Raw genomic sequence first — 23,481 nt, 5'->3', positions numbered from 1 at the left:
CGCGAATTCGGACCCGACGTGCCCTGCAACTAGCGCCAAGACGCGAAAGACCCGCTCCCTACGAGGGGAAGCGGGTGACTCGGCGTGCCGTGACGGCGTGGTGATTAGGAAATTACTTCTCCCAGCCGATGTCTTCCTTCGGGATGACTGCAAAGCCAAGGGCGCCGATGTTGGCAAGTCCCTTCTTCACACCCTGCATGTCAGCACCGTTGGCGTAGGGCATGAGACCAAAGTGGCCGAAGGCTTCCTTCTCCAGCTCATTGGCGCGCTTGGTCTGCTCTTCGGCGGTCGGCAGCTTCTGCAGCTCTTCGATCTTCTTGTCCAGCTCGGCCGAACCCGTGCCAGACTTGTTGAGCTCGGAGTCAGAGGCGTAGGTCTGGTTGAAGTATGCGGGACCGAAAGGATCCGAGGAACGGAAACCGCTTGCGATGATGTCGAAGTCCTTCTCACTCATAATCTTGGAGAAGTCAGAGGAAGGACGCTCTTCGACCTGCATGTCGACGCCCACGTCACGCAGCATCTTCTGAAGGGCTGCGGCGGTGGACTTGACCATCTCGGAGTCGCCGGTCGAGACGTAGCGGATGGACAACGGCTGGCCGTCCTTCTCCATGATGCCCTCGGAGTTAGCGGTGTAGCCAGCTTCCTCGAAGAGCGACTTAGCCTTGTCCTTGTCGAAGCTGACGACCTCGCTGAAGTTGTCCTGGTACCCCTCCTGGGTGCCGAACATCACCAGGGAACCCGGCAGCTCTTCGGTGTAGCCCAGACCGTTAAAGCGCACAGCGGCAAGCTGTGTGCGGTCAATACCGGTCATAATGCCCTCGCGGACCTTCTCGTCCTTGAGAGCCGGAGCTTCCGAGTTGAGCGTGAGGAGGTAGTTAGCCGGAAGCATCGCGGCACGAATATCGATGGCGTCGCCCATGCCCTTGGCAATGGTCATGTTGTTCTTGGTGCCGACAGAAGCGGCGTCGATCTCACCGGCCTGGAAGGCGTTGATGGTCGCTTGAGACTCCATCTGACGGTAGGTGACCTTCTCCAGCTTGGGGGCATCACCCCACCACTTCTCGTTCGGGACGAAGGTGACGGTGCCACCGTTGAAGTCAGCGTTTTCGACCTTGAACGGACCCGCGCCGTATTCAGGGTGAAGCTTGTTGAGGTACGCCTCGTTGTACAGCTCAGTGGTGTTGATAGCTGGGTGCAGGAGCTGGTTGAAGAGGCCCTGCCACCATGGGTAGACGCCGTCGAAGGTGACAACGGCTTCCTTGTCGTTGGCGCCAGCTTCGACCGACGTGATGCGCTCGTAGCCGTCAGTCGAGTTGACCTGGTTGCCCTCCTGCTCACCGTTGTTCATCTTCCAGGTGTTTTCGAAGGCCTTCCAGTCGATGGGGGTGTCATCGTTGTACTTTGCCTCATCGCGGATGGTGAACGTGACGACGGTGTTGCCGTCCTTTTCTTCGTCCTTGACCTCGGAGATGTAGTCCGGGTTTGCGGTGTAGTTGCCCTCGCCGTCGAAGAGTGCGATTTGCGGGTTGTACCAGCTCCATACGGAACGCGTGTCCGAGGTCATGTTGGCGTGGAACACGTTTTGCTGCTCGGTGATTTCGCCGATCGGTAGCGTGAGCGTACCGCCGTCCTTGAGCTCGTCGCGCGACTTCTCGTTGTAGTCGCCGGACGGCTTGACTTCGACCTGAGCCTCGCCGGAGCCAGACGCAGAGTCGGAGGAGCCACCGCAGGCAGAAAGCGCAAGGGCAAGGGTGGCCATGGTCGCGACGCTGGCAATGCGCAGACGCGACGGACGTAACGAAGACATAAGAGTTCTCCTTTATGGATGAGACAAAGTGGGGCTATGCAGTTATAAGCGTGGAAAGTTTGTGTCCGACCTGCACGGTGGCAGGCCGGAGTCGTGCTACTTCTTGGCGAGCGCAGCGCGTTCGGCCTGACGTGCACGCGCGACTGCAGGATCCGGGATCGGAATGGCCGCCAGTAGCTTGCGCGTGTACTCATGCTGCGGGTGGTCAAAGATCTCGTCGGTGTCGCCGTGCTCGACGAACTGGCCCTTGTACATCACCGCAACGCGATCGGAGAGGTGGCGGACCACCGAGAGATCGTGGGCGACGAAGAGGTAGGACAGGCCCAGCTTGCGCTTGAGCTCTTCGAGCAGGTTGATCACGCCGGCCTGGATGGACACGTCGAGTGCGGAGACCGGCTCGTCGAGGACGATGACGGACGGGTTCGTCGCGAGTGCACGGGCCAGGCCGATGCGCTGGCGCTGGCCGCCGGAGAAGTGCCCCGGGAAGCGGTCGAGCTGCGAGGCGTCGAGGCCCACGAGCTTCATGAGCTCCGCGACGCGGGCGTCGACGTCGCCCGCGTAGCCCAGCGACTCGAGGGGCTCGGCGATGACCTCGCGAACCGTGAGGCGCGGATTAAGCGAGCTCATCGGGTCCTGGAAGACGATCTGCATGTCCTTGCGGGCCTCACGGCGCTCGGCGCGCGACATGGAGTTCGCGTCCTTGCCGTTGAGGATGACCACGCCGTCCTTCGGGTCGAGGTCCATGATCTCGAGCAGGGTCGTGGTCTTGCCGCAGCCGGACTCGCCGACGATGGCCATGCACTCGCCTTCGCGGATATCGAAGGTAAGCCCATCGACGGCCTTGACGGTGCCCACGCGCCGCTTGACGAGCGCGCCCTTCATGAGCGGGAATTCCTTGCGCAGGTCCTTGACCTCGAGTGTGGTCTTGCGGTCTTCGCGCGGGATGCCCTCGAACGAGTCGGGGGAAAGCGGCGGGACCTTGAACATGCGCTCGCCGTTAATCATGCCGTCGTGGATTTCGGCGCTGCGGACGCAGGCCGTGAGGTGCGCGGGGGCATCGGCAAGCGGGGTCAGCGGGGGCTCGCCCTTGAGGCAGGCGTCGATGGCCACGGGGCAGCGCTGCGCGAATTGGCAGCGGTCGTGGAGGTCGACGAGGATGGGCGGGTTGCCCTCGATGGGCGTGAGCGGCTCGTTGGAGCTCACGTCCGGGCGCGGCGTGGAGCCGAGCAGACCCACCGTGTACGGCATGCGCGGGTGGTTGAAGATGGTGTCTACATCGCCGCGCTCGACGGGGCGGCCGGCGTACATGACCATGACGTCGTCCGCGGTCTCCGCGACGACGCCCATGTCGTGGGTAATCATGATGGTCGCTGCACCGGTCTCGCGCTGGGCGACCTTGATGACGTCGAGGATCTGAGCCTGGATGGTCACGTCGAGCGCCGTGGTGGGCTCGTCCGCGATGAGCACACGCGGGTTATTCGCAATCGCGATGGCAATGACCACGCGCTGGCGCATACCGCCGGAGAACTCGTGCGGGAAGGACTTGAGACGCAGCTTGGGGTCCGGGATGCCCACGAGCTCGAGGAGTGCCTCGGCCTGCTTGAGCGCGTTGGACTTGGAGACGTTCTGGTGCGCCTGGATGGCCTCGACGATCTGCGTGCCGATGTCGAAGACCGGCGTGAGCGCGGAGAGCGGATCCTGGAAGATCATGCCGATGCCCTGGCCGCGGATCTCGGACATTTGCTTGTCCGTGAGTCCCAGCAGCTCGCGACCGTCGAACTTTACGGAGCCGGTGATCTTCGCGTAGTCCGGCAGCAGGCCCATGATGGACATGGAGGTCACGGACTTACCGGAGCCGGACTCGCCCACGATGCCGAGCGTGCGGCCGGGGTAGAGGTCGAAGTCGACGCCGCGGACGGCGGAGACGGAGCCTGCCTCGGACGGGAAGGAGACGTGGAGGTCCTTGACGGAGAGGACGGGTTGTTCGTTGGGGTGTGTCATGCCTTGCCACCAGACTTGGAGTTCGGGTCGAGAGCGTCGCGCAGACCGTCGCCGATAAAGGCCATGGAGACGGTGAGCAGCGTCAGGGTGATTGCAGGAACGTAGAACTGCCACGGGGCAGACTGCACGCTGGCGGTGCCGCCTTGGAGCAACGTACCGAGGGAGACATCGGGAAGCTTGACGCCCAAGCCCAGGAAGGACAGGGCGGTCTCGGAGCCGACGGTGCCGACGACGCCGAAGACGAACTGGATGATAAGCAGCGAGCCGATGTTGGGAATGACGTGGCGGATGACCGTCTTGAAACGGGAAACGCCCATGTAGTCCGCGGCGCGGACGTAATCCTGTTCACGCACCGTGAGCGCCAGCGACCAGATGACGCGGGCCTGATACATCCAACCGAACGCGATGAGCACGACGATGAGCAGGCGCCAGTCGCCGCCCGAGTCGGAGACCACGAGGGCGATGAGGAGGAAGGTCGGGATGGACAGGAGGAAGTGGATGACGGCGAGGACGGCCTTTTCCACCTTGCCGCCCCACAGTGCTGCACCGGCGCCCACGAGCGCGGAGATGACGAGCGTGAAGAGCGAGACGAGGATGGCGATGGTAAGCGAGCGGCCGAGGCCGTGGACCACCTGCGCGTAGAGGTCGTTGCCGGCGTCCGTCGTGCCGAGCCAGTGCTCGGGGCTCGGCGGCGTGGACAAGTTGAGGAAGTCCGGGTCACGGTAGTCCCACTGGGCGAAGAACCCGCCGAAGACGGCTACGAGAATGAGGAAGACGAGGATAGCCAGGCCCACGACCGCCATCTTGTTGCGGAAGTAGCGGCGGACGTAGAGCTTCCAGCGGGCGGTGCCCTTGGCGACGCCGTCAGCGCCCGGCTCGGACTTGAGCTCCGCGATGAGCGTGGACTGCGCCTCGGCTGTGTTGAGTCGCTGGCCGGCGTGGAGCTCGGACTGCGCAGAGAGCTCGCTCATGGGCTCGTGTTCGGGCGTGTGGGGGTTGAGGTTGGGGTTGTTCCCCTTCGGAGTATTCGCAGACATTTAGCTCACCCGGACTCGTGGATCGAGGGCGACAACAACGAGGTCAGCGAGGACTGCGGAGACGGCCGTCATGGCAGCGCCGAACGCGGCCACACCAACGGCACCGTTGATGTCGTTCTTAGAGATGGTTTCGAGGAAGTACTGGCCCATGCCGTTCCAGCCGAAGATGCGCTCCGTCATGACCGCGCCGGTGAAGATACCAGGGACGGAGAACGCGACGGAGGTCGCGACCGGAATGATGGAGGTGCGCAGGGCGTGCTTGCGGATGGCCTGCTGGCGCGTGAGGCCCTTCGCGCGGGCGGTGCGCACGTAGTCCGCGTTTAAGTTATCGAGCAGGAGCGTGCGCTGCGTCATGTGGTAGCCCGCGTAACTGATGAAGACAAGCGAGATGGTAGGCAGGATGAGGTGCTGCAGGGCGTCGAGCAGCTTGTTAGCAAAGCCCTCCACGCCGAGGGAGCTGGCGCCCACAACGTAGAAGATGCGGGAACCGGTGGCCTCATTGATCCACAAGGCGATGGCGACGACCACGATGGACGCGACGACGACGTGCGTGTTCATCGCGACGATGGAAATGCCTTGCCATACGCGGTCGCCCCACTTGTATTGGTGCGAAGCGGTATAGACGCCCACGGCCACGCCGATGACGATGGAGAGGATGGTGGACAGCAGGAGCAGCTGGGCCGAGACCCAGATGCGGTAGCTGATCTGGTCGTTGACGAAGTCGCCCACGGGGGAGCGCCCCCAGTCCCAGTGCAGGAGGATGCTGGTGAGCCACGTCCACCAACGCTCAAGGAGAGGCGTTTCGGGGCTCAAGTTGTAGGGCTCGAGCATCGCGTTGATCTGATCGTTGGACAGAGGCGGACGGCGTCCGATGTAATTCGAGCGTGGGTCGAGGAACGTCGCCGCCAAGAAGTAGGCGATGTTCGTCGCCAGGAAGATCATGAGCAGCCAGCCCAGGGTCTTCCTAATGAGGTATTTGAACATGGTGTCTCCGAGAAGATCCGGCTGCATGTCCGGCCGGATTGAGAGTAATGGTCGCAACCGCGTCTTCCTTGGGGAGGGAAAACGCGCTTGGGAATAATTTATCGCCCTGTTAGTTGTGGCACAAAAGGGGTGATGGGGTGACGGTAATCCCCAATAGTCCGACAGATTTATGTGAGAGAGCATAACGCTGTGACCTGCGGTTTCCACTCCTTCGTCGGGTGAATATTAATAATATGATCCAGATTGCAATTCATGCGGGGGTGGAAATCGGGCCTAGTGTGCATAAAACTGCTGTCGTTTCATACATTTTTGGAGCTAATTATTCGTTTCCGCCTGGCCGCATGCGGGGCAGCCGTGGAGCTGGGGTGAGAGTGTGACGCGTCGCGTGGGGCTAGTGTGGGCCCGGAAAACACGGCCCGGAAAACACGAGGGGCGGCCGTGCGCGGCGGGTTACTCGGTGAGGCCGAGGTTTTCTCCGGTGCCGATTTCGATGTGGAGGCCCGGCACGGACTCGATGAGGTTCTTTGTGTAGGCCTCCTTCGGGTGATCGAAGAGATCGTCCACGCGGCCGTGCTCGACAAGGCGGCCTTTCTCCATCACGACCACATCGTCTGCCGTTTGGCGCACTACAGACCCGTGCGACGAATAGAGTGGGACACTATGCAGGACCCCACCCGTATCGCCCCCACCCTCGAAGCACTGCGCCGTGCGTGGGAAGGCGAGCCTGATCTCAGCCTCCCCACGCTCTTCGCGATGCTCGCCAACGAGGGGCTTGGATGGGGCGCCTCGGACGCGGATCTCGTCGCCGCTCTTGAGACTCGCGCCGCGGTGCGCCCCGGCTTCCTACCCGCGGAGGGTACGTATCTCATCCGTTGCGACCGCGCGCTCGTTACCGTCGACGGCCGCACCGCTATCGTCCGGGGCCAGTCCCAACCGGTGGTCTGGGAGTATTCCCGCGCCCGTCCCACCGGTCCCGGCCGGCCCCTCGTGCTTGCCGATGCCGCCGGCACCGAGCACCGCCTCGGGGTCGTCGAATCCATCTCCCGCGTGGACCCCGCAGCACTCGCGCGCGCCGGGCGCCCGCTGGCAGGCCTCAAGCGCCGCAGCCTGGGCGAGCGTGTCTATGTCCTGCGCATCGCCGAACCCGAGTCGACGATTCTGCTTGACCACGGCCTTCATGTCTTCACGCCCGCCCGCCGGACGCTCGCCCGCGAGGATCTCTCCTGGCAGCGGATCGTCACCGGTGCCGTGGGCGAGACGCTCACGGTCGAGCTGCCCGGGGCTCGCATGCGCGACTTCGGCACGGTGACGCAGATTCTCATCGCCGCGGCAGAAGTCGGCTAGAGCCACGGCAGGAAAGCAATGTCTCAATAGCAATGACCGCAGGTCGCCGATTCGTGTGGAGAATCGGCGACCTGCGGATAGTGCCAACGGGACATGGCCTTCGTCCCCGCCGGGCGTTTAGGCCGTGATGCGTGAGTAGTGGAGCTTATAGACCGTCTCCAGCTCGGAGTCGGGGAAGGCTGCTCGAAAGTCGCGCTCGGTTTGCTCGGCGAGGGCGACGAGATCCGCGAAGGGAGTCTCGGGCTTGGCCTGGATGGCAAAGGTCGCTTGCTGGTGGCCGCGGTCCCAGGCGACGCGGCGCTCGACCTTTTCCACACCCTCAGCGTTTTCCATGGAGGAGGCGATGCCGCCGATGATGGGGTTCATCTGCAGCGCGATGGAGCCGTCGTCATTGGAGGCCTCCGAGGACACCTTGTTGATGCGGTGCACCTTGAACGTTGCGACGATGATCCAGAAAGCGAGAATGGTGCAGAGGATGGCCGCCGCGCCGAGGGCCCACGGCCACCACGCGTGGGTGGGAAGTGCGGCCCAGATGCCGTGGTCGACCCAGCGGGTGAGCTCGACAATGGGCCCGACGTCGAAGTGCAGCAGGATGGGCCACACGCCCAGCGCGATGAGGAGCAGGCCAAGGATGATGAAGAGCGTGCGCAGAATTCCGGCGAGGCGTTTAGACATTGGTGTCGACCTCCTCGATGCGCTCGACGGTGACGGAAAGCGGCGCGGGGTGGGCGAGCGACGCGAGTTCCTCGTTGACGACTTCACGCACGCGGGTCGCGAGGTTCTCGTCCTCGATGTCGCCGTTGATGATGAGGTGGATGCCCTTCTTTCCGGCGGTCGTGCGCGCGGCACCCACGCCAGGAACCTTGCGCGCAGTTGCGGAGCACCGGCGGGCGATGTCGACCTGGCGCGTCCAACCAGAGACCGTGTCGCTCGCGAGTTCCACGTGGGTGTGACGGCGCGGACGGAGCGCAGCGTAGAGCACGAGCAGGCCGACTACGATGCCGGCGGCGCCGCCCCACAGCATCCAAGGCGCGATGGCTGCGGAGCCCTGGGCGTCGGCGCTCATGACGTCGATGAAGGGCTGCGTCCACGAGTCGACGGTGGCGTGCGTCGACACGCGCCACGCCTCACGGCCGAAGACCGCGGCGAGAGCGAGGAGCGCCAGGCTGAGCAGCAGCGCCCACCAACGCACGATGGGCTCGCCCTTGGGTTCTTGGCCGCGGGATGTGACGGCGGCGTCGGTGCTCATGGCTGCTCCTTTCCGAACAGTGGGATGATCTCGATGGCGCGCAGCGGCTCGGGGTCTGGGGCCTGGACATGACGGTGGCGCGCGAAGGACTCAATCGTCAGCGGGCGCAGCGGCTGCGGCGTGGGTGCGCTGGGCGACCATGGAGTGACGGGTGCCGGGGCAGCGACGCGGGCGAGCGGCTGCTCGGGCGGAATCTCGGGAGAACGCAGCGGCAGCGGTGCCGGGGTGGAGACCGCGCGGAGCGGCGCAGACGCGGCGGAGTGCGCGGCGACCTCGACCGGGAGCGGCACGAAGTCCGGTGTCGCTTCGGGCGAGCGCACGGCAGGTGCTGTGGGAGTGTCCGGCGAGACGATATGCACCGTGTTCGTCGTGGTGGTCGGGCGCAGTGGACGCGGCTCGGGTATCGCGGGCGAGACGATGCGCGAAGGCGCGGCCTCGGGATGCCACGGTTGCTTCGTCACGTGCGCGGCGACGTTTTCTGCGGTGACGCGCTCGCCCGGGATGGTGTGCCCGACGATGACGTTGACGCGAGTGGGCTGGAAGCCACTCATGGCGACGACTTCCTCTGCGATGGCGGAGCGTACGCGCGCGGCAATGTCGGTGACAGGCGAGGGCCATACGGTGGCGATGGCGACGTCGATGGCCACGGTCCACGTGTCCGGGTCCATCTGGATGGCCATGCGCGGAAAGTTCTGTCCGCCGATCTTCTTCCACGTGCCCGAGACCTTGGCGGTGCCGGGAACGCGCGCGATAGCGGCCGACACGATATATTCCATCGTGCGCAGGCCGAGCCGGTTGGAGCCGTGATGGTGGGCCGTGTCCATGATGGCGGGTGCCGAGACGGCGTCATCAGCATTGATGCCTCCGGGAGCAGCGGCGGCCGCCGCGTTGAGTCCCGGTGTGATGGTCTCCGGCGTGACATTCGTCCACGCGCCGGGGGAGGGCGAGGCATGCGTCATTATCCGCGACCCTTGCCAATCATCTGGTTCCACAGATCCAGCACGTTGAGCTTGCCATCGAAGTGGGCGCCGGCGAGCCCGCCCACGACGGCCAGCACGACGGAGAGGAGCAGAAGCTGCCACCCGCCGAAGTAGGCCAGGAACGCGAGCGCGATGCCTGCCACGATGCCCAGCGTGGTGTAGTTCTTCATCGGAGGCCTTTCTTTACTGTGTTTTCTATCGTGTCGTGTGCTTATCGGGCGCGGCAACGTCGGCGATGACGACGTCGAGGCGCGTGAGTTCCGGAACGGCGCGGCGAGCCGCAGCCTGGACGGCGGGGCCAAGCTCCGTGAGCGGTGGGCCGTCGAAGGCGGCGACCACGTGCGTCTCGATCTGTGTGTCGTCCTTCGGACTCAGGAACCGCAGGCCCGGAATACGCTCGCCCGGAAAGAGCAGCGCCACCTCTCCGTAGCGCCCCGGCGCCAAATCTGCGACGCCGGGCACCGCGCGCAGCGCGGTGACCAGGTCGCGTGCCTGCTCGAGGGATAAAAGGAAGCGTTCCGCCATGCGGGCTTAGGCTTGGGGCTCGACGGCGGTGGAGGGGGCATCGGCAGGCTCGGCCTCCTTGGGCAGGCGCACGTCGTGGACGGTGACGTCCACGCGATTGACCTCCAGGCCCGTCATGCGCTCGATGGCGGTCATGATATTGCGACGGATGGCCTCCGCGAGCTCGTGGATGGCGACGCCGTACTCCGCGATGATGGCGACGGCGACGGTGGCCGCGCCGTTCGCGACCTCGACGTCGACGCCCTGGCGGACGTCCTCAGTGCCGCCGAAGGACTCGCGAATGGAGCCCATCATGCGGGCGCCGCCGCCACCGAGGGCTGCCACGCCGGAGACCTCGCGGGCGGCGATACCGGCGATCTTGGAGACGACCGTGGTCTCGATGGTCGTGGTGCCGAACTCGGTCTCGAGATTCTTATTGACGTGCTGCTCGGTGGTGGCGGGCTCGGTGCTCTGCGTGGCTTCCGGCGTGGTGTTCTCGGCCATGGTGTGGTGCCCTTTCTTAACGTGCGAATGCTTTATATATAAGGATAGGCCCGGGGCCGCCGGGCGCGTGGTATCTACCGTAGTGCGAAACGCGCTTTCCGTGGGGGCGGTCGCGCGACGTTGCCGCAGGTTGATGCTTAAACGTGATTTTCGGCACTTTGCTGGCAGAGGTTTGTCTTATGTGGCGCGACGTGCTTAAATACAGGGGTTGCTTTAACAGGGCAATGCAAGCCAGGCGCGAGCGAGCTCGCGCGTTAGGTTGGGCATTGACGCTGGTAGGGCGAACATGACGCCTTTGCAGTTGTAGCGGGATTTCCTTCGGAATCAACGGCAGCGAGAAGGTCTGTTTATCGGGTAAGGCCCGCGACTTAAGTAGTGGCACACCCCGAGAGGCAGAACCAGAGAAGGGGCATGGCAAATAAACAGCGGCAGTATACGAATGGATTTAAGCGTTTCACGCCCCAATCCCTTCCTATGTGATTGACATTCGGGTCTTGTACCCCGTCATAAGCACTGCGACTGGTTATTGAGCCGGCTCGCATCTTGTGGTCATCATGGATTTAAATCAACCACTGGCGTTGAGCCTGGACCTTGTCTGGACAACGTTATAGAGAAATCGAGAAGCAATTTCCCACCGCTTCACGCCCCGGATACGCCGGGAATGTGAATGTGGGGAAGCGAGGAAGAGGATAAGCGTGGCGGGACAAAAAATCCGCATTCGGCTGAAGGCCTACGACCACGAGGCAATTGACGCTTCTGCAAAGAAGATTGTCGAGACCGTCACCCGTACGGGTGCTCGTGTTGTCGGCCCGGTGCCGCTCCCCACCGAAAAGAACGTATACGCCGTTATTCGTTCTCCGCACAAGTACAAGGACTCTCGCGAGCACTTCGAGATGCGCACTCACAAGCGCCTCATCGACATTCTCGACCCGACTCCGAAGACCGTTGATGCCCTTATGCGCATCGACCTTCCGGCAAGCGTCGACGTCAACATTCAGTAGCGTTCGACTAGAGAACTAATTGGTGGAGAACTAACAATGAGTGAAAACGAGATCAAGGGCATTCTGGGCACGAAGCTCGGCATGACCCAGGTCTTCGACGAGGACAACCGCGTTGTGCCGGTCACCGTCGTCGAGGCTGGGCCGTGCGTCGTTACCCAGATTCGTACCGTTGAAACCGATGGCTACAACGCCATCCAGATCGCCTTTGGCGAAATCGCCCCGCGCAAGGTCAACAAGCCGGGCACGGGCCACTTCAAGAAGGCTGGCGTGACCCCGCGCCGCCACGTCGCCGAGATCCGCATGGACGACACCTCTGCATACGAGGTCGGCCAGGAAGTTAAGGCTGACATCTTCGAGGGCATCACCTTCGTCGACGTCACCGGCACGACCAAGGGTCACGGCTACGCCGGCGCCATGAAGCGCCACGGCTTTGCCGGCCAGGGCGCTGCCCACGGTAACCAGGCTGCTCACCGTCGCGTTGGCGGTATCGGCGCCTGCGCTACCCCGGCACGTGTCTTCAAGGGCACCCGCATGGCAGGCCGCATGGGCCGTGACCGCGTCACGACCCAGAACCTGAAGATTCAGAAGATCGATGCCGAGTCCAACCTGCTGCTCATCAAGGGTGCTATCCCGGGTGCGCGCGGCGGCCTCGTCACCGTTAAGACCGCAGTGAAGGGCGGTGCACACGCATGAGCAACCTCAAGCTAGACGTCCTGACCGCTGACGGTAAGACCAACGGCTCCGTTGATCTGCCGGCCGAGATCTTTGACACCGAGGCATCCATCGCTTTGATGCACCAGGTTGTCAACGCTCAGCTTGCAGCAGCACGCCAGGGCACCCACAAGGCCAAGACCCGCGGCGAGGTCCGCGGTGGTGGCCGTAAGCCGTTCCGCCAGAAGGGCACCGGCCGCGCACGCCAGGGCTCGATCCGCGCACCGCACTACACCGGTGGCGGCATCTCCCACGGCCCGGTTCCGCGCGACTACGCCCAGCGCACCCCGAAGCGCATGATCAAGCAGGCCCTCTTCGGTGCCCTGTCTGACCGTGCACGCAACGAGCGCATCCACGTCGTCGAAGAGCTCGTTCCGGGCCAGACGCCCTCGACCAAGTCTGCTAAGGCTTTCATCGAGCGCATCTCCTCGAACAAGAACGTGCTACTGGTCCTCGGCCGTGAAGACGTGACCGCTCGCCGCAGCGCCAACAACCTGCCCAACGTCCACATCCTGGACGCTGGCCAGCTCAACACCTACGACGTCCTCAACTCGGACGACGTGGTGTTCTCCGTTGAGGCTCTGCACACCTTCGTCACCCGCGCAACTGGCGCTGACAAGAAAGCAGAGGAGGAGAACTAATGGCTAAGATCGCTAACCCGCGCGACATCATCCTCGCACCGGTCGTCTCCGAGAAGTCCTACGGTCTGATGGAGCAGAACACTTACACGTTCTTCGTCAACCCGGACTCCAACAAGACCCAGATCAAGGATGCCATCGAGCAGATCTTCGGCGTTGAGGTCGACTCCGTGAACACCGCAAACCGTGCCGGCAAGCGCAAGCGCACCCGCACCGGTTTCGGCCAGCGTAAGTCCACCAAGCGCGCCTACGTGACTCTGCGTGAAGGCAGCGACGCTATCGACATCTTTGGCGCTCAAGCGTAAGAGAAGGTCGAGGTAAAGGAAAAACTATGGCTATTCGTAAGTACAAGCCGACAACCCCGGGTCGCCGCCAGAGCTCCGTCTCCCAGTTCGAGGAGATCACTCGCTCGACCCCGGAGAAGTCCCTGCTGCGTCCCCTGTCTAAGACCGGTGGCCGCAACAACTACGGTCGCATCACCACCCGCCACATCGGCGGTGGCCACAAGCGCCGTTACCGTCTGATCGACTTCCGTCGTTCGGACAAGGACGGTATCCCGGCCAAGGTCGCTCACATCGAGTACGACCCGAACCGTACCGCCAACATTGCACTGCTGCACTACCGTGACGGTGAGAAGCGCTACATCATCGCCCCCAAGGGCCTGACGCAGGGCACCATCGTCGAGTCGGGCGCTAACGCAGATATCAAGGTGGGCAACAACCTGCCGCTGCGCAACATCCCGACTGGTACCACGATCCACGCAGTCGAGCTCAAGCCGGGCGCTGGCGCTAAGCTGGCCCGCTCTGCTGGTGCTTCCATCCAGCTGCTGGGTAAGGAAGGCAAGTACGCCATCCTGCGTATGCCGTCTTCTGAAATCCGCCGCGTCGACATCCGTTGCCGCGCCACCGTGGGTGAGGTCGGCAACGCTGACCAGATGAACATCCGCTGGGGCAAGGCTGGCCGTATGCGCTGGAAGGGCGTTCGCCCGACCGTCCGTGGTGTCGTTATGAACCCGGTCGACCACCCGCACGGTGGTGGTGAGGGTAAGACCTCCGGTGGTCGCCACCCGGTGTCCCCGTGGGGTCACAAGGAGGGTCGCACCCGCAACCCGAACCGTTACTCGAACAACATGATCGTGCGCCGTCGTCGCCCGAACAAGAAGCGCTAAGAGGAGGTAAACAATGCCACGCAGCCTTAAGAAGGGCCCGTTCGTCGATGAGCACCTCCTCAACAAGGTGGATGCTCAGAACGAGGCCGGCACCAAGCAGGTCATCAAGACCTGGTCTCGCCGCTCGACCATTCTCCCCGATTTCATTGGCCACACTTTCGCCGTCCACGACGGTCGCAAGCACGTGCCGGTGTTCATCGAGGACTCCATGGTCGGTCACAAGCTCGGTGAGTTCGCACCAACCAAGACCTTTAAGGGTCACGTCAAGGCCGACACGAAGGGACGTCGATAAGCGATGAGTGACACCATCACCTCCGCATCCGCAACGGCCCGCTACGTCCGCGTCACCCCGATGAAGGCACGCCGCGTCATCGATCTGGTTCGCGGTAAGTCAGTAGCAGAGGCACTTGCCATCCTGAAGTACGCTCCGCAGGACGCCGCTAAGCCGGTGGCCAAGGTTGTCGCTTCCGCGGCCGCCAACGCTGAGAACAACTTCGGTCTGGATCCGCGCACGCTCGTTATCTCCGAGGCTTACGCCAACGAGGGCCCGACCATGCGTCGTTTCCAGCCCCGCGCACAGGGTCGCGCGTTCATGATCCGCAAGCGCACCAGCCACATCACCGTGGTTGTCGAAAGCCAGAAGGAAGGTGCCAAGTAATGGGCCAGAAAATCCATCCTCACGGCCTCCGTCTGGGTATCTCCACCGAGTGGAAGACCCACTGGTTCGCCGACAAGGACTACGCCAACTACGTGGCTGAGGACATCAAGATCCGTCAGTACCTCGAGAAGGGCCTCGACCGCGCCGGCATCGCCGACGTCGTCATCGAGCGCACCCGCGACCGCGTTCGCGTCGACATTCATACCGCCCGCCCGGGCATCGTGATTGGCCGCCGTGGCGCTGAGGCCGACCGCATCCGCCGCGAGCTCGAGAAGCTCACCGGCAAGATGGTTGCCCTCAACATTCTCGAGGTCAAGCAGGTCGACGCCAACGCGACCCTCGTTGCTCAGTCCATCGCTGAGCAGCTGGTCAACCGCGTTGCTTTCCGTCGTGCCATGCGTAAGGCCATCCAGTCCGCTATGCGCCAGCCGCAGGTCAAGGGCATCAAGGTGCTCCTGTCCGGTCGTCTGGGCGGCGCCGAGATGTCCCGCAACGAGCGCTACCACGAGGGTCGCGTTCCGCTGCACACCCTGCGCGCAGAGATCGATTACGGCACCGCAGAGGCTCACACCACGTTCGGCCGCATTGGCGTCAAGGTGTGGATCTACAAGGGTGACGTCATCGGCGGCGTCAAGGAGTCCGATTTGAACGCTCCGGCTGCTGGCCGTGGCCGCGGCGACCGCAACGGTCGCCCGCGCCGTGGTGGCCAGCGCCGTCAGCGCGCACAGCAGAAGCAGGAGGGCTAATCCATGCTGATTCCTAAGCGCGTTAAGTACCGCCGCCAGCACCGCCCGACTCGTACGGGTGTGTCCAAGGGCGGTAACCGCATCGCTTTCGGTGACTACGCCATCCAGGCTCTCGAGCCGGCATACATCACCAACCGTCAGATTGAGGCCGCACGTATTGCCATCAACCGCCACGTCAAGCGTGGTGGCAAGGTGTGGATCAACATTTTCCCGGACCGTCCGTTGACCCAGAAGCCGCTCGGCGTGCGTATGGGTTCCGGTAAGGGCCCGGTTGAGAAGTGGGTCGCCAACGTTAAGCCGGGCCGCGTCCTCTTCGAGATGTCCTACCCGACCGAGGAAGTTGCTATCGAGGCTCTGCGCCGTGCGGCTCAGAAGCTTCCCTGCAAGGTCCGCATCATCAAGAAGGAGGACCAGTTCTAATGGCAACCGGTACCCCCGCGCACGAGTTCCGTGAGCTCGACAATGCTGAGCTGGAGACCCGCCTCAAGGACGCGAAGGAAGAGCTGTTCAACCTTCGTTTCCAGAAGGCCACTGGCCAGCTGACCAACAACCAGCGCATCGGCACTGTTAAGCGCGACATCGCCCGCATCTACACCGTTCTTCGCGAGCGCGAGCTGGGCCTGTCCGTTGTTCCGGGAGCTGAGGCTTAAATCATGAGTGAGGCAAACGTGAACGAGAAGAAGGAGCGCGGTGCGCGCAAGACCCGCACCGGCATCGTGGTTTCCGACAAGATGAACAAGACCATTGTCGTCGAGCTCGAAGACCGCAAGCAGCACGCCTTGTACGGCAAGATCATGCGTTCTAACAAGAAGGTTAAGGCGCATGACGAGAACGAGACCGCCGGCATCGGCGACCGCGTTCTCATCGCCGAGACTGCGCCTATCTCCAAAGATAAGCACTACCGTCTCGTCGAGATCGTGGAGAAGGCTAAGTAAACTAGCCCCACGGTAAACGCCCCAGCACCCCTGGTGTTGGGGCGTTTCGCTATAGTGGGCCCCATGTCCCGCACCCTATTGCTCCCCGTGATCCTCACCGCTGCGGCGCTCACGGCCTGCTCCGCGGGCTCCTCAGAGCCCACCACCGTGACGGTGACCCAAAGCCCCCAGCTTTCCGATGCCCCCTCCGCGGCCCCGCAGGCTCCCTCCAGCATCGCGCAGCCTACTGCTGACCAACCGCTGCCTGACACCCCACCCACCGAGGCCCCCTCCTGTGCGCCGGTCACGGGGGAGCAGGCTGTGGCGGAGAATATCGGCACGTTGGAGAAGTACAACGGCTGGGAGTGGGATGCCGAGTACGCCTACACGGACGACTTCGATCCGTGCCTGGCACTGTCCTGCATCGTGGTCCCTATCGTGGGCGGCACTTCTTCTTCGCCGTACCACGTCATGCTCTTCCACAAGGGCGAGTACCTCGGCACCGCGACGCAGGAGCCACGCGGGTTCGCGCCCAGGATCACGCAGACGAGCGATGACTCCATCTCCGTGGGCTACGTCTACGTCCGCGAAGGCGATTCAAATGCCGCGCCCAGCGGGCTTAACGAAGTGCAGTTCACGTGGGACGAGGCTGAGCAGCGCGTCGTCATGACGGGCTCGCCGGACTAAAACGCGAAAGGCCGCCACCCCGAGGGGTGGCGGCCTGTTCTCGTTGTGTCCTAGGCGAACTTACGGCGTGCGACGAAGGCAGCCGCGCCGAAGACAGAGAACACGAGCAGCGCGAAGAGGGCGCGTGCTGCGGTGTTGGAGCCGGTCTCAGCGTTCATGCCGCGCTCGCCGGACGGGACCTGGCCCTGGGTGTCTGGGGTCGGGGTGACGGGCTGGCCAGACTGCTCCTGGATCTCCTTGATGTGGCCCTTCTTCAGGTCCTTGGAGATACGGATTTCTTCCTCGGTCGGGGTAGAGTCCTTGCGGGACTTGTCCTGGACGTAGGTGGAGCCGTCCTGGTTGAGATACCAGGTGATGCCGCCGATGACGAGCAGCGGCGGGAGGACCTTGCTCGCGATCTCGCCGGCGTCGAAGTTGCCGCCAGAGCGCTCGGACTTCTTCTCGACGACCGGGACGCCCGGGACCTCGTAGCCCTTCTCGCGGTAGCAGTTCTGATCTTCCTCGATGAGCTTCTTGATCTCGCCGGAGCGGGTGAGCTCCACGTTGTTGAGCGGCATCTCGGAGGCGGCGCGCTCGGCGGTGTCGACCCATTCGCCGGAGCCGTGCAGGTAGACAACCTTGTTGCCCGTGAGCACGTAGGACTGTGCCTTGTCGGAGGTCTCAGCCTTCGGCGGCGTCGGCGCGCACTCGAGCTTGGTCGGAACGACCGGGGTGGCCGGGGTCTGGCCCAGGACCTGCGGGGTGACGGTGGGCTGCATGTCTGCGGCCGACGGCATGTCAGACGCAAGGGCAGTAGGGGTGGCTGCGAAGGCGATGACGCCGGACATGGCGACAGCAGCCAGGGAAGTGCCGAGACGCTTCATGTTTACTCCTGTGAAAAAGAAGGGACTGTGGAAGAAAAAGACTGTAGTCAAAGCTGCCGTTCCTTATGTCACAACAGCAACATGGGAAACACTAACCTCAGAAATAAGCAACTGTGTGCATTGCTTTCGGCGTGTCGCGGCAGGAAAAAATCCCCGCGCGTGGCGGGGATGGTCGGGTCGGCGTTCCTCCTGTGCATGGCAGTGCGCGGCGGCGTCGCGCGGATTTCCTGGGAGTTTTCGCCCGTGCGGGTGATTCGGTGCGGCTTAGGCTGACGCGGGGGCTGCGGGCCCGGCGCCGTTCGAAGCGTCTGCACCGTCAATGACGCCCTCGTAGGACCAACCGACGACGGCGTTCTTCACCGACGCCTCGAGGAGATTCGCCGGCTGGATGCAGCTGATGGTGAGCAGCCGGCCCGGCATGGGCCCGGTGCCCCACACGTCCGGGTCATCCGCGAGGCCCGCTTTGACCGGGTCGTGGAAGTCCGTGGCGGAGTACATGAGCCACTTCTCGCCGGAGGCTGCGGTACGCACGTAGAGCTTGTCGCCCTCGTGGACCTTGTGCTCGTTACGGGTGCCGTCGTAGAGATTATTAAACACGGCGGGCACACCCGCGGCGGTGTGACCGGCGATGACCACGATGTCCGGCGCGTCCGTCCCCGGCAGCGAGTACGGCCGGTCCGCGGCGGTGTAGGTGCAGGCCTTGTCGAGCGATGCTGGGTCGAGCGCGTTGTCCTTCGTGCGGCACGCGCCCTCGTCGAATTGCGCGCGGACGTTGATGGCGGGGATATACATCTCCACTGCGGCGGCCTGCTCGATGGTTGGCGCCTCCACGGTCGTCGTGGGGGCTTCGCTCAGTGCTGCAGGGGCTTCCGGTTCCTGATGCCGCAGCGCGAAGAACGTGAGCGCGAGCAGCACGATGAGGACGAGTCCTAAGACGAGGGCGACGCTCGGAATACGCGGACCGGCTGCCGGCGCGGGGTGCGGGCTGAGTCGGGGCGGGCGCGTCGCGCTGGTTTCGAGGCGCGGTGTGGTGCGCGGGGGCGCGGTGCGGCGGGGCTGACGGCGCGGAGTAGGGGCGGGGGCATCGGCAGCGCGGGCGGGACGCCCTACGCTATAGGTTCCTGGCCGCGGGGTGATGCGTGTGGGGTCGGCGCTGGGGCGGGGGAGGCGGTAGGTGTCGCGACGGGTGCCGCGGCCGTCACCGGGCCTGCGGTGGGGGTCGGTGGGGTACGGCATGGGAGACTCCGGGGGACGGGCGCGAAGCGCGAGACGAGTGGGTTTATTTTACGCCCGCGCGCTGCCCGTGGGACGTCTAACGCGCGGCGGCGATCTTCTGCTGTACCTCCGCGCGCGTGGGCGGGTTGGCACCGCGGCGCGAGACAGTCACGGAGGCTGCGCCCGCGGCAAACGTCAGGATGTCGCGCCACTCAGCGACTGTGAGTTCCTGAAGGTCCGGGGCGCGCAGCTCGCGACGGGTGATCTCGGCCAGGAGCGTGCCCATGATGGTATCGCCCGCGCCGATGGTGTCCGCCACATTCGTGCGTACGGGCGGGACGTGGACCTCGGCGCGCGAGGTCTTCACTGCAAGGCCGTCGCCGCCCAGCGTCGTGACGACGACGGGCACGTGCTTGAGCGCGTCCTCGCCGAGGAAGTTCACCTCGTCGTCGCTGAGCTTGAGCAGCGTGACGAACGGGAAGAGGCTCTTCAAGAATGCGCGGTGTTCGTCCGTGGCGTAGAAAGGGCGGATATTCGGGTCGAGCGCGACCATGGTGCCGCGGCGCGAGAACTGCTTGAGCAGCTCCGCGTAGCGCGAGGCGCCCGGCTCCAGTGCGAGCGAGACGGTGCCGAAGCACGCGATATCCGCCGGAGCATAGACTGGCTCGACGAGGCGGTCCGCGGTGCCCTCGATGTAGAAGGTGTAGGAGGCGGAGCGGTCGCCTGCCAGGGACGTCACCGCGAGGGTCGTGGGTTCCTCGCCGCGCTGGACGTAGGTGGTATCCACGCCTTCGTCGCGCAGGCGCGCCACGAGCGTGTTGCCAAAGCCGTCCGTGGACAAGCGCGACTGGAAAGCGACGTCGGCGCCTTGGCGCGCGGCCGCAATGGCAACGTTAAACGGGCCGCCACCCAGAGCCGGCGTGAGGTCGTGCAGGGGACCGGGCGCGACGGGAACGAGATCAACGAGACCCTCGCCGCAGACGTGAATCTTCATAAAATTAAATACTATCGGAGCGTATGAGTTACCGCCCTCACTTTCATGTATCCCCGCCCGCTGGCCGCCTCAACGATCCGAACGGCATGTTCGTCGACGGCGCGGACCTCCACCTCTACTACCAGCACGACCCCGGCTATCCCCACGCGCCCAAGCGCACAGGCTGGGCACACACCGTGGTGAGCCTCACGCGCCCGGAGCGCCCGCGCCACTTTCCTAATGTGTTGTACCCCGATCATCCCTATGACGCGCACGGCTGCTACTCCGGCGGCGCCGTGCGCGACGGCGACGACCTCTGGCTCTTTTACACGGGCAACCTCAAAGTCGACGGCCGTCGCATTCCCAGCCAGAACCGCGTTCGCGTCACCGACCTGGGCCCCGAGGGCGGCTTCTACGAGCTCGACCCCAACAACCCAGTGATCCCCGATACCGAACCCGGTTTCACCGGTCACTTCCGCGACCCCCAGATTGTCCGCGAGGCCGACGGCCGCTGGCGCATGGTCCTCGGCGCGCAGCGCGAGGATGAGACCGGCGCGCTCGTCATGTACCGCTCCACCGACCTCGCGCACTGGGACTTCGAGGGCAAGGTCACCTTCGTGGGCGACGTCCCAGACGCCTACATGTGGGAATGCCCCAATCTCCTCGAGCTTTCCGATGCCGCCACCGGTGCCACGTCGCATGTTCTTGTGTTGTGTCCGCAGTTCCCGGGCCGCGACGAGTGTGGTTACATCGTGGGCCACCTCGAGGGCACGACGTTCACGGTGACCGAGGGCTACCGCATCCTTGACCACGGCCACAATTTCTATGCGCCGCAGCTCATCGCGTATGACGAGGGCGCGGTGCTCGTCGGGTGGATGGGAATGCCGGCCCGCGACGCCACGCCGACCGTCGAGGCCGAGGGCTGGGTCCACACACTCACTGTCCCGCGCCAGGTGACGCTGCGCGACGGCGCGCTCTACCAGGAGCCTATGTGGGACATTCCGGGCTCGTTCACGACCCGCGAGCCTGGCACGTACGAGCTCACCGCCGCGGGCGAGGTGTGCCTGCGCGTCGACTGGGACGGCGCGCAGCTCACCGTCGCCCGCCCGCGTTTCGCGGGCGATGCCGTGGAGCCTGGGACGGCGGCGCTGTCGGTGACGCCGGAGGAGGCGGCATCGGCAGGCGCGGCGGTCGTGCCGGGGGAGTGGGACACGCGCACGGCCGAGTGCGGCGCGGGCGAGCTCGTCCTCAGCGCTGACGGCTGCGCCGTGGAAATCTTCGGTGGCGACGGTCAGGCGGCCTTCGCCGTGCCCGTCTTCGCGCCGGGCGGTGCAGTCTGGGACGGCTGGCGCCGCGTATAAAGCACGATATTTCCAAGGTGAAAGAGGTCAATCTCACGCCCGAGTAGTTGGATTTATGCCCGGAGTGTCAGGTCTAATAGAGAAGAAAGCTTTTGCTTTGTCTCACATTAGACATGGTCAAGAAGTAAGGAAGCTCCATGGACCATAAAGAAGTAGCCGCGCGCATCCTCACCGCGCTGGGCGGCGAGGACAATATCGTGGCGATGGCGCACTGCGCCACCCGCCTGCGCACCGTCATCAAAGACGAGAAGAAAATCGACAAGCAAGCCCTCGACAACGACCCTGACCTCAAGGGCATTTTCGAGGCTGGTGGCATGTTCCAGGTCATCGTCGGCCCGGGCGACGTCAACGTCGTGTTCGACGAAATCAACAAGGCGACGTCCAAGGACATCGCCGTGTCGACGGATAACCTCAAGGACATCGCGGCGGACTCGGGCAACCGCTTCTCGCGTGCCGTGAAGGTGCTGGCCGATATCTTCGTGCCGCTCATCCCGATCCTGCTTGGTGGCGGTCTGTTGATGGCCCTGAACAACGTCCTGTCCCAGGCAGGTTTGTTCGGCGATCAGTCCGTCATCGAGATGTACCCGGCGCTCGCAGATGTTGCCGGCCTTATTAACCTGCTGGCCTCCGCGCCGTTCGCGTTCCTGCCCGTCCTCGTGGGCTTTACCGCAACGAAGCGCTTTGGCGGCAACGAGTTCCTCGGCGCGGGTATGGCGATGGCCATGGTTATGCCGGACCTCGTCAACGGTTACAACGTGGCTGCGACCATCGAGGCCGGCGAGATGCCGTACTGGCACATCTTCGGCCTCGACGTCGCGCAGGCCGGCTACCAGGGTTCCATTCTCCCGACGCTCGTTATTTCCTGGATCCTCGCGACCATCGAGAAGTGGCTCCACAAGCGCCTCAAGGGCACCGTGGACTTCATGCTCACCCCGCTGCTCACGCTGTTGGTCACGGGCTTCATCACGTTTGTGCTCATCGGCCCATTCCTGCGTACCGCGGGCGACTGGCTGGGACTGGGCTTGGCGAACCTCTACGAGTTCGCGGGTCCTGTGGCCGGCTTCCTCTTCGGTCTCGTCTACTCGCCGATCGTGATCACGGGTCTGCACCAGTCCTTCCCGCCGATCGAGACGATGCTGTGGAACGAGGGCGGTTCCTTCGTCTTCCCGACGGCGTCCATGGCCAATATCGCCATGGGTGGCGCAGCTCTGGCCATCTACTTCCTGACCAAGTCTGACAAGATGAAGGGCCTGGCCGGCGCGTCCGGTATCTCCGCCCTCTTCGGTATTACTGAGCCCGCTATCTTCGGTGTGAACCTGCGCCTGCGCTGGCCGTTCTACATCGGCATGGGGGCTTCCGCTATTGCCTCCATGATGATCGCCATCCTCGACGTCAAGGCCACCGCGCTCGGTGCCGCAGGCTTCATCGGCGTCGTGTCCATCCGTCCGGAGGACTACGGCCAGTTCCTGCTGTGCTGCGTGCTTTCCCTCGTGGTGTCCTTTGGCGCAACCTTTGCGTATGGCCGCGTGCTTATCTCCCGCAATGGCACCATTGATCCTGACGCGACCGACGTCCCGGCCGCTGCCGCCGACGGTGCCGCCCCGTCGGCTGTCGCCGATCCGAACGCTTTCCGCATCGCCTCGCCGCTGTCCGGCACAGCCATCGCGCTGTCTTCCGTGTCTGACCCGATGTTTGCCGCGGGCAAGCTCGGCGCCGGTGCCGCCGTGGAGCCGACCGTGGGCACGCTCGTCGCGCCCATCGACGGCAAGGTGACCGTCACGTTCCCCTCTGGCCACGCCTACGCCGTGCGCGGCAAGGACGCCGCGGGCAAGAACGTGGACATCCTCATGCACATCGGTTTCGACACCGTGAACCTCAAGGGCGAGCACTTCACCCCGCACGTGGAGAAGGGCGACGAGGTCAAGGCCGGCGACGTCCTGTGCGAGTTCGACATCGAGGCCATCAAGGCCGCCGGCTACCCGGTGACCACTCCGGTCGTCGTGTCCAACTCGAAGAAGACCGGCCCGGTGCTCCCTGCCTACAGGGCGGGCGAGACCATCGACTTCGGTGACCCGCTCGCTACGGTTGACCCGAAACCCGAGCCTGCCGATGCCCCCGCCTAACCCAGGCTAGCTT

The 23,481-nt window shown here is 64.1% G+C and carries 28 protein-coding genes and 1 pseudogene; 15 read left to right on the top strand and 14 right to left on the bottom strand.

The genetic code is table 11. From position 1 onward, the window contains the following. Positions 1-112: 112 nt before the first annotated feature. From HMPREF2559_RS04515 to HMPREF2559_RS12715, 5 genes and pseudogenes are all read right to left on the bottom strand, one after another. Positions 113-1,807: an ABC transporter family substrate-binding protein gene (locus HMPREF2559_RS04515; protein ID WP_070539670.1), complete on the bottom strand. Its 1,695-nt coding sequence runs from the start codon at positions 1,805-1,807 to the stop codon at positions 113-115. Between the two features lie 96 nt (positions 1,808-1,903). After that, positions 1,904-3,808: an ABC transporter ATP-binding protein gene (locus HMPREF2559_RS04510; protein WP_070539668.1), complete on the bottom strand. Its 1,905-nt coding sequence runs from the start codon at positions 3,806-3,808 to the stop codon at positions 1,904-1,906. Then, positions 3,805-4,845 (bottom strand): ABC transporter permease, encoded by a 1,041-nt coding sequence (locus tag HMPREF2559_RS04505; RefSeq protein WP_082723248.1) that lies wholly within the window; start codon positions 4,843-4,845, stop codon positions 3,805-3,807. The genes HMPREF2559_RS04510 and HMPREF2559_RS04505 overlap by 4 nt, the downstream gene beginning before the upstream one ends. After that, positions 4,846-5,829 carry an ABC transporter permease gene (locus HMPREF2559_RS04500; RefSeq protein WP_070539676.1) on the bottom strand — a complete coding sequence of 328 codons (984 nt, stop codon included), beginning with the start codon at positions 5,827-5,829 and terminating at the stop codon, positions 4,846-4,848. Positions 5,830-6,279: 450 nt separating this feature from the next. Further along, positions 6,280-6,462, bottom strand: a pseudogene (locus HMPREF2559_RS12715) (ABC transporter ATP-binding protein); the annotation flags it as partial. A 27-nt stretch (positions 6,463-6,489) separates the two neighbouring features. On the opposite strand from HMPREF2559_RS12715, the gene HMPREF2559_RS04495 reads away from it, so the two are divergent. Next, entirely contained in the window at positions 6,490-7,173 is a 684-nt protein-coding gene (locus HMPREF2559_RS04495) for a hypothetical protein (protein ID WP_070539666.1), read from the top strand. A 117-nt stretch (positions 7,174-7,290) separates the two neighbouring features. Here the strand turns inward: HMPREF2559_RS04495 and HMPREF2559_RS04490 are convergent, their stop codons facing one another. The 6 genes from HMPREF2559_RS04490 to HMPREF2559_RS04465 are packed head-to-tail and all read right to left on the bottom strand — an operon-like array spanning position 7,291 to position 10,410. After that, complete coding sequence (locus tag HMPREF2559_RS04490) at positions 7,291-7,848, bottom strand: hypothetical protein (RefSeq protein WP_066489119.1); 558 nt, start codon at positions 7,846-7,848, stop codon at positions 7,291-7,293. Continuing rightward, positions 7,841-8,422, bottom strand: a complete 582-nt coding sequence (locus HMPREF2559_RS04485; RefSeq protein WP_066489114.1) for a DUF6286 domain-containing protein — start codon at positions 8,420-8,422, stop codon at positions 7,841-7,843. Before HMPREF2559_RS04485 ends, HMPREF2559_RS04490 begins: the two co-directional genes overlap by 8 nt. Next, entirely contained in the window at positions 8,419-9,381 is a 963-nt protein-coding gene (locus HMPREF2559_RS04480) for an Asp23/Gls24 family envelope stress response protein (protein WP_066489108.1), read from the bottom strand. Before HMPREF2559_RS04480 ends, HMPREF2559_RS04485 begins: the two co-directional genes overlap by 4 nt. Continuing rightward, on the bottom strand, positions 9,381-9,572 hold the full coding sequence (locus HMPREF2559_RS04475) for a hypothetical protein (RefSeq protein ID WP_066489099.1): 192 nt from the start codon (positions 9,570-9,572) through the stop codon (positions 9,381-9,383). Before HMPREF2559_RS04475 ends, HMPREF2559_RS04480 begins: the two co-directional genes overlap by 1 nt. Before the next feature lie 25 nt (positions 9,573-9,597). Beyond that, a complete protein-coding gene (locus tag HMPREF2559_RS04470; RefSeq protein WP_066489096.1) occupies positions 9,598-9,927 on the bottom strand; it encodes a hypothetical protein in 330 nt (109 codons plus the stop codon). Positions 9,928-9,933: 6 nt separating this feature from the next. Next, positions 9,934-10,410, bottom strand: coding sequence for an Asp23/Gls24 family envelope stress response protein (locus tag HMPREF2559_RS04465; protein ID WP_066489094.1), 477 nt, complete (start codon positions 10,408-10,410; stop codon positions 9,934-9,936). A gap of 695 nt (positions 10,411-11,105) precedes the next feature. Here HMPREF2559_RS04465 and rpsJ point away from each other — a divergent pair. The 12 genes from rpsJ (at position 11,106) to HMPREF2559_RS12355 (ending at position 16,933) form a co-directional block, all read left to right on the top strand. Then, a complete protein-coding gene (rpsJ, locus tag HMPREF2559_RS04460; RefSeq protein WP_003848085.1) occupies positions 11,106-11,411 on the top strand; it encodes a 30S ribosomal protein S10 in 306 nt (101 codons plus the stop codon). A gap of 36 nt (positions 11,412-11,447) precedes the next feature. Further along, on the top strand, positions 11,448-12,104 hold the full coding sequence (gene rplC, locus HMPREF2559_RS04455; RefSeq protein WP_066489092.1) for a 50S ribosomal protein L3: 657 nt from the start codon (positions 11,448-11,450) through the stop codon (positions 12,102-12,104). After that, positions 12,101-12,763 carry a 50S ribosomal protein L4 gene (rplD, locus tag HMPREF2559_RS04450; protein ID WP_066489091.1) on the top strand — a complete coding sequence of 221 codons (663 nt, stop codon included), beginning with the start codon at positions 12,101-12,103 and terminating at the stop codon, positions 12,761-12,763. Before rplC ends, rplD begins: the two co-directional genes overlap by 4 nt. Further along, complete coding sequence (gene rplW, locus HMPREF2559_RS04445; RefSeq protein WP_066489088.1) at positions 12,763-13,065, top strand: 50S ribosomal protein L23; 303 nt, start codon at positions 12,763-12,765, stop codon at positions 13,063-13,065. The genes rplD and rplW overlap by 1 nt, the downstream gene beginning before the upstream one ends. Positions 13,066-13,091: 26 nt before the next feature. Further along, on the top strand, positions 13,092-13,928 hold the full coding sequence (rplB, locus tag HMPREF2559_RS04440) for a 50S ribosomal protein L2 (RefSeq protein WP_066489085.1): 837 nt from the start codon (positions 13,092-13,094) through the stop codon (positions 13,926-13,928). A gap of 13 nt (positions 13,929-13,941) precedes the next feature. After that, a complete protein-coding gene (gene rpsS, locus HMPREF2559_RS04435; protein WP_066489082.1) occupies positions 13,942-14,220 on the top strand; it encodes a 30S ribosomal protein S19 in 279 nt (92 codons plus the stop codon). 3 nt (positions 14,221-14,223) lie between these two features. Beyond that, positions 14,224-14,586, top strand: a complete 363-nt coding sequence (rplV, locus tag HMPREF2559_RS04430) for a 50S ribosomal protein L22 (RefSeq protein ID WP_066489072.1) — start codon at positions 14,224-14,226, stop codon at positions 14,584-14,586. Continuing rightward, a complete protein-coding gene (rpsC, locus tag HMPREF2559_RS04425) occupies positions 14,586-15,332 on the top strand; it encodes a 30S ribosomal protein S3 (protein ID WP_066489069.1) in 747 nt (248 codons plus the stop codon). The genes rplV and rpsC overlap by 1 nt, the downstream gene beginning before the upstream one ends. 3 nt (positions 15,333-15,335) lie before the next feature. Then, complete coding sequence (gene rplP, locus HMPREF2559_RS04420; RefSeq protein WP_066489064.1) at positions 15,336-15,752, top strand: 50S ribosomal protein L16; 417 nt, start codon at positions 15,336-15,338, stop codon at positions 15,750-15,752. Next, complete coding sequence (gene rpmC, locus HMPREF2559_RS04415; RefSeq protein ID WP_066489061.1) at positions 15,752-15,982, top strand: 50S ribosomal protein L29; 231 nt, start codon at positions 15,752-15,754, stop codon at positions 15,980-15,982. The genes rplP and rpmC overlap by 1 nt, the downstream gene beginning before the upstream one ends. A gap of 3 nt (positions 15,983-15,985) precedes the next feature. Beyond that, complete coding sequence (gene rpsQ / locus HMPREF2559_RS04410) at positions 15,986-16,267, top strand: 30S ribosomal protein S17 (RefSeq protein WP_066489059.1); 282 nt, start codon at positions 15,986-15,988, stop codon at positions 16,265-16,267. 63 nt (positions 16,268-16,330) lie between these two features. Then, positions 16,331-16,933 (top strand): LppP/LprE family lipoprotein, encoded by a 603-nt coding sequence (locus tag HMPREF2559_RS12355; RefSeq protein WP_083297773.1) that lies wholly within the window; start codon positions 16,331-16,333, stop codon positions 16,931-16,933. A 50-nt stretch (positions 16,934-16,983) separates the two neighbouring features. Here HMPREF2559_RS12355 and HMPREF2559_RS04400 read toward each other — a convergent pair whose 3' ends face one another. The 3 genes from HMPREF2559_RS04400 to HMPREF2559_RS04390 form a co-directional block, all read right to left on the bottom strand. Further along, a complete protein-coding gene (locus HMPREF2559_RS04400) occupies positions 16,984-17,796 on the bottom strand; it encodes a ShlB/FhaC/HecB family protein (protein ID WP_066489057.1) in 813 nt (270 codons plus the stop codon). Between the two features lie 264 nt (positions 17,797-18,060). Further along, positions 18,061-19,032, bottom strand: coding sequence for a sortase family protein (locus HMPREF2559_RS13225; RefSeq protein ID WP_083297772.1), 972 nt, complete (start codon positions 19,030-19,032; stop codon positions 18,061-18,063). A gap of 76 nt (positions 19,033-19,108) precedes the next feature. Beyond that, entirely contained in the window at positions 19,109-20,005 is an 897-nt protein-coding gene (locus HMPREF2559_RS04390) for a carbohydrate kinase family protein (protein WP_066489052.1), read from the bottom strand. Between the two features lie 23 nt (positions 20,006-20,028). On the opposite strand from HMPREF2559_RS04390, the gene HMPREF2559_RS04385 reads away from it, so the two are divergent. Both HMPREF2559_RS04385 and HMPREF2559_RS04380 read left to right on the top strand, forming a co-directional pair. Beyond that, positions 20,029-21,345 carry a glycoside hydrolase family 32 protein gene (locus HMPREF2559_RS04385; RefSeq protein WP_070539663.1) on the top strand — a complete coding sequence of 439 codons (1,317 nt, stop codon included), beginning with the start codon at positions 20,029-20,031 and terminating at the stop codon, positions 21,343-21,345. Positions 21,346-21,482: 137 nt separating this feature from the next. Continuing rightward, entirely contained in the window at positions 21,483-23,468 is a 1,986-nt protein-coding gene (locus tag HMPREF2559_RS04380; protein ID WP_066489041.1) for a sucrose-specific PTS transporter subunit IIBC, read from the top strand. Positions 23,469-23,481 lie beyond the last annotated feature (13 nt).

Source organism: Corynebacterium sp. HMSC072G08, from assembly GCF_001809185.1.
GTDB lineage: Bacteria > Actinomycetota > Actinomycetes > Mycobacteriales > Mycobacteriaceae > Corynebacterium > Corynebacterium phoceense.
This window is presented reverse-complemented; position numbering and strand designations above follow the sequence as displayed.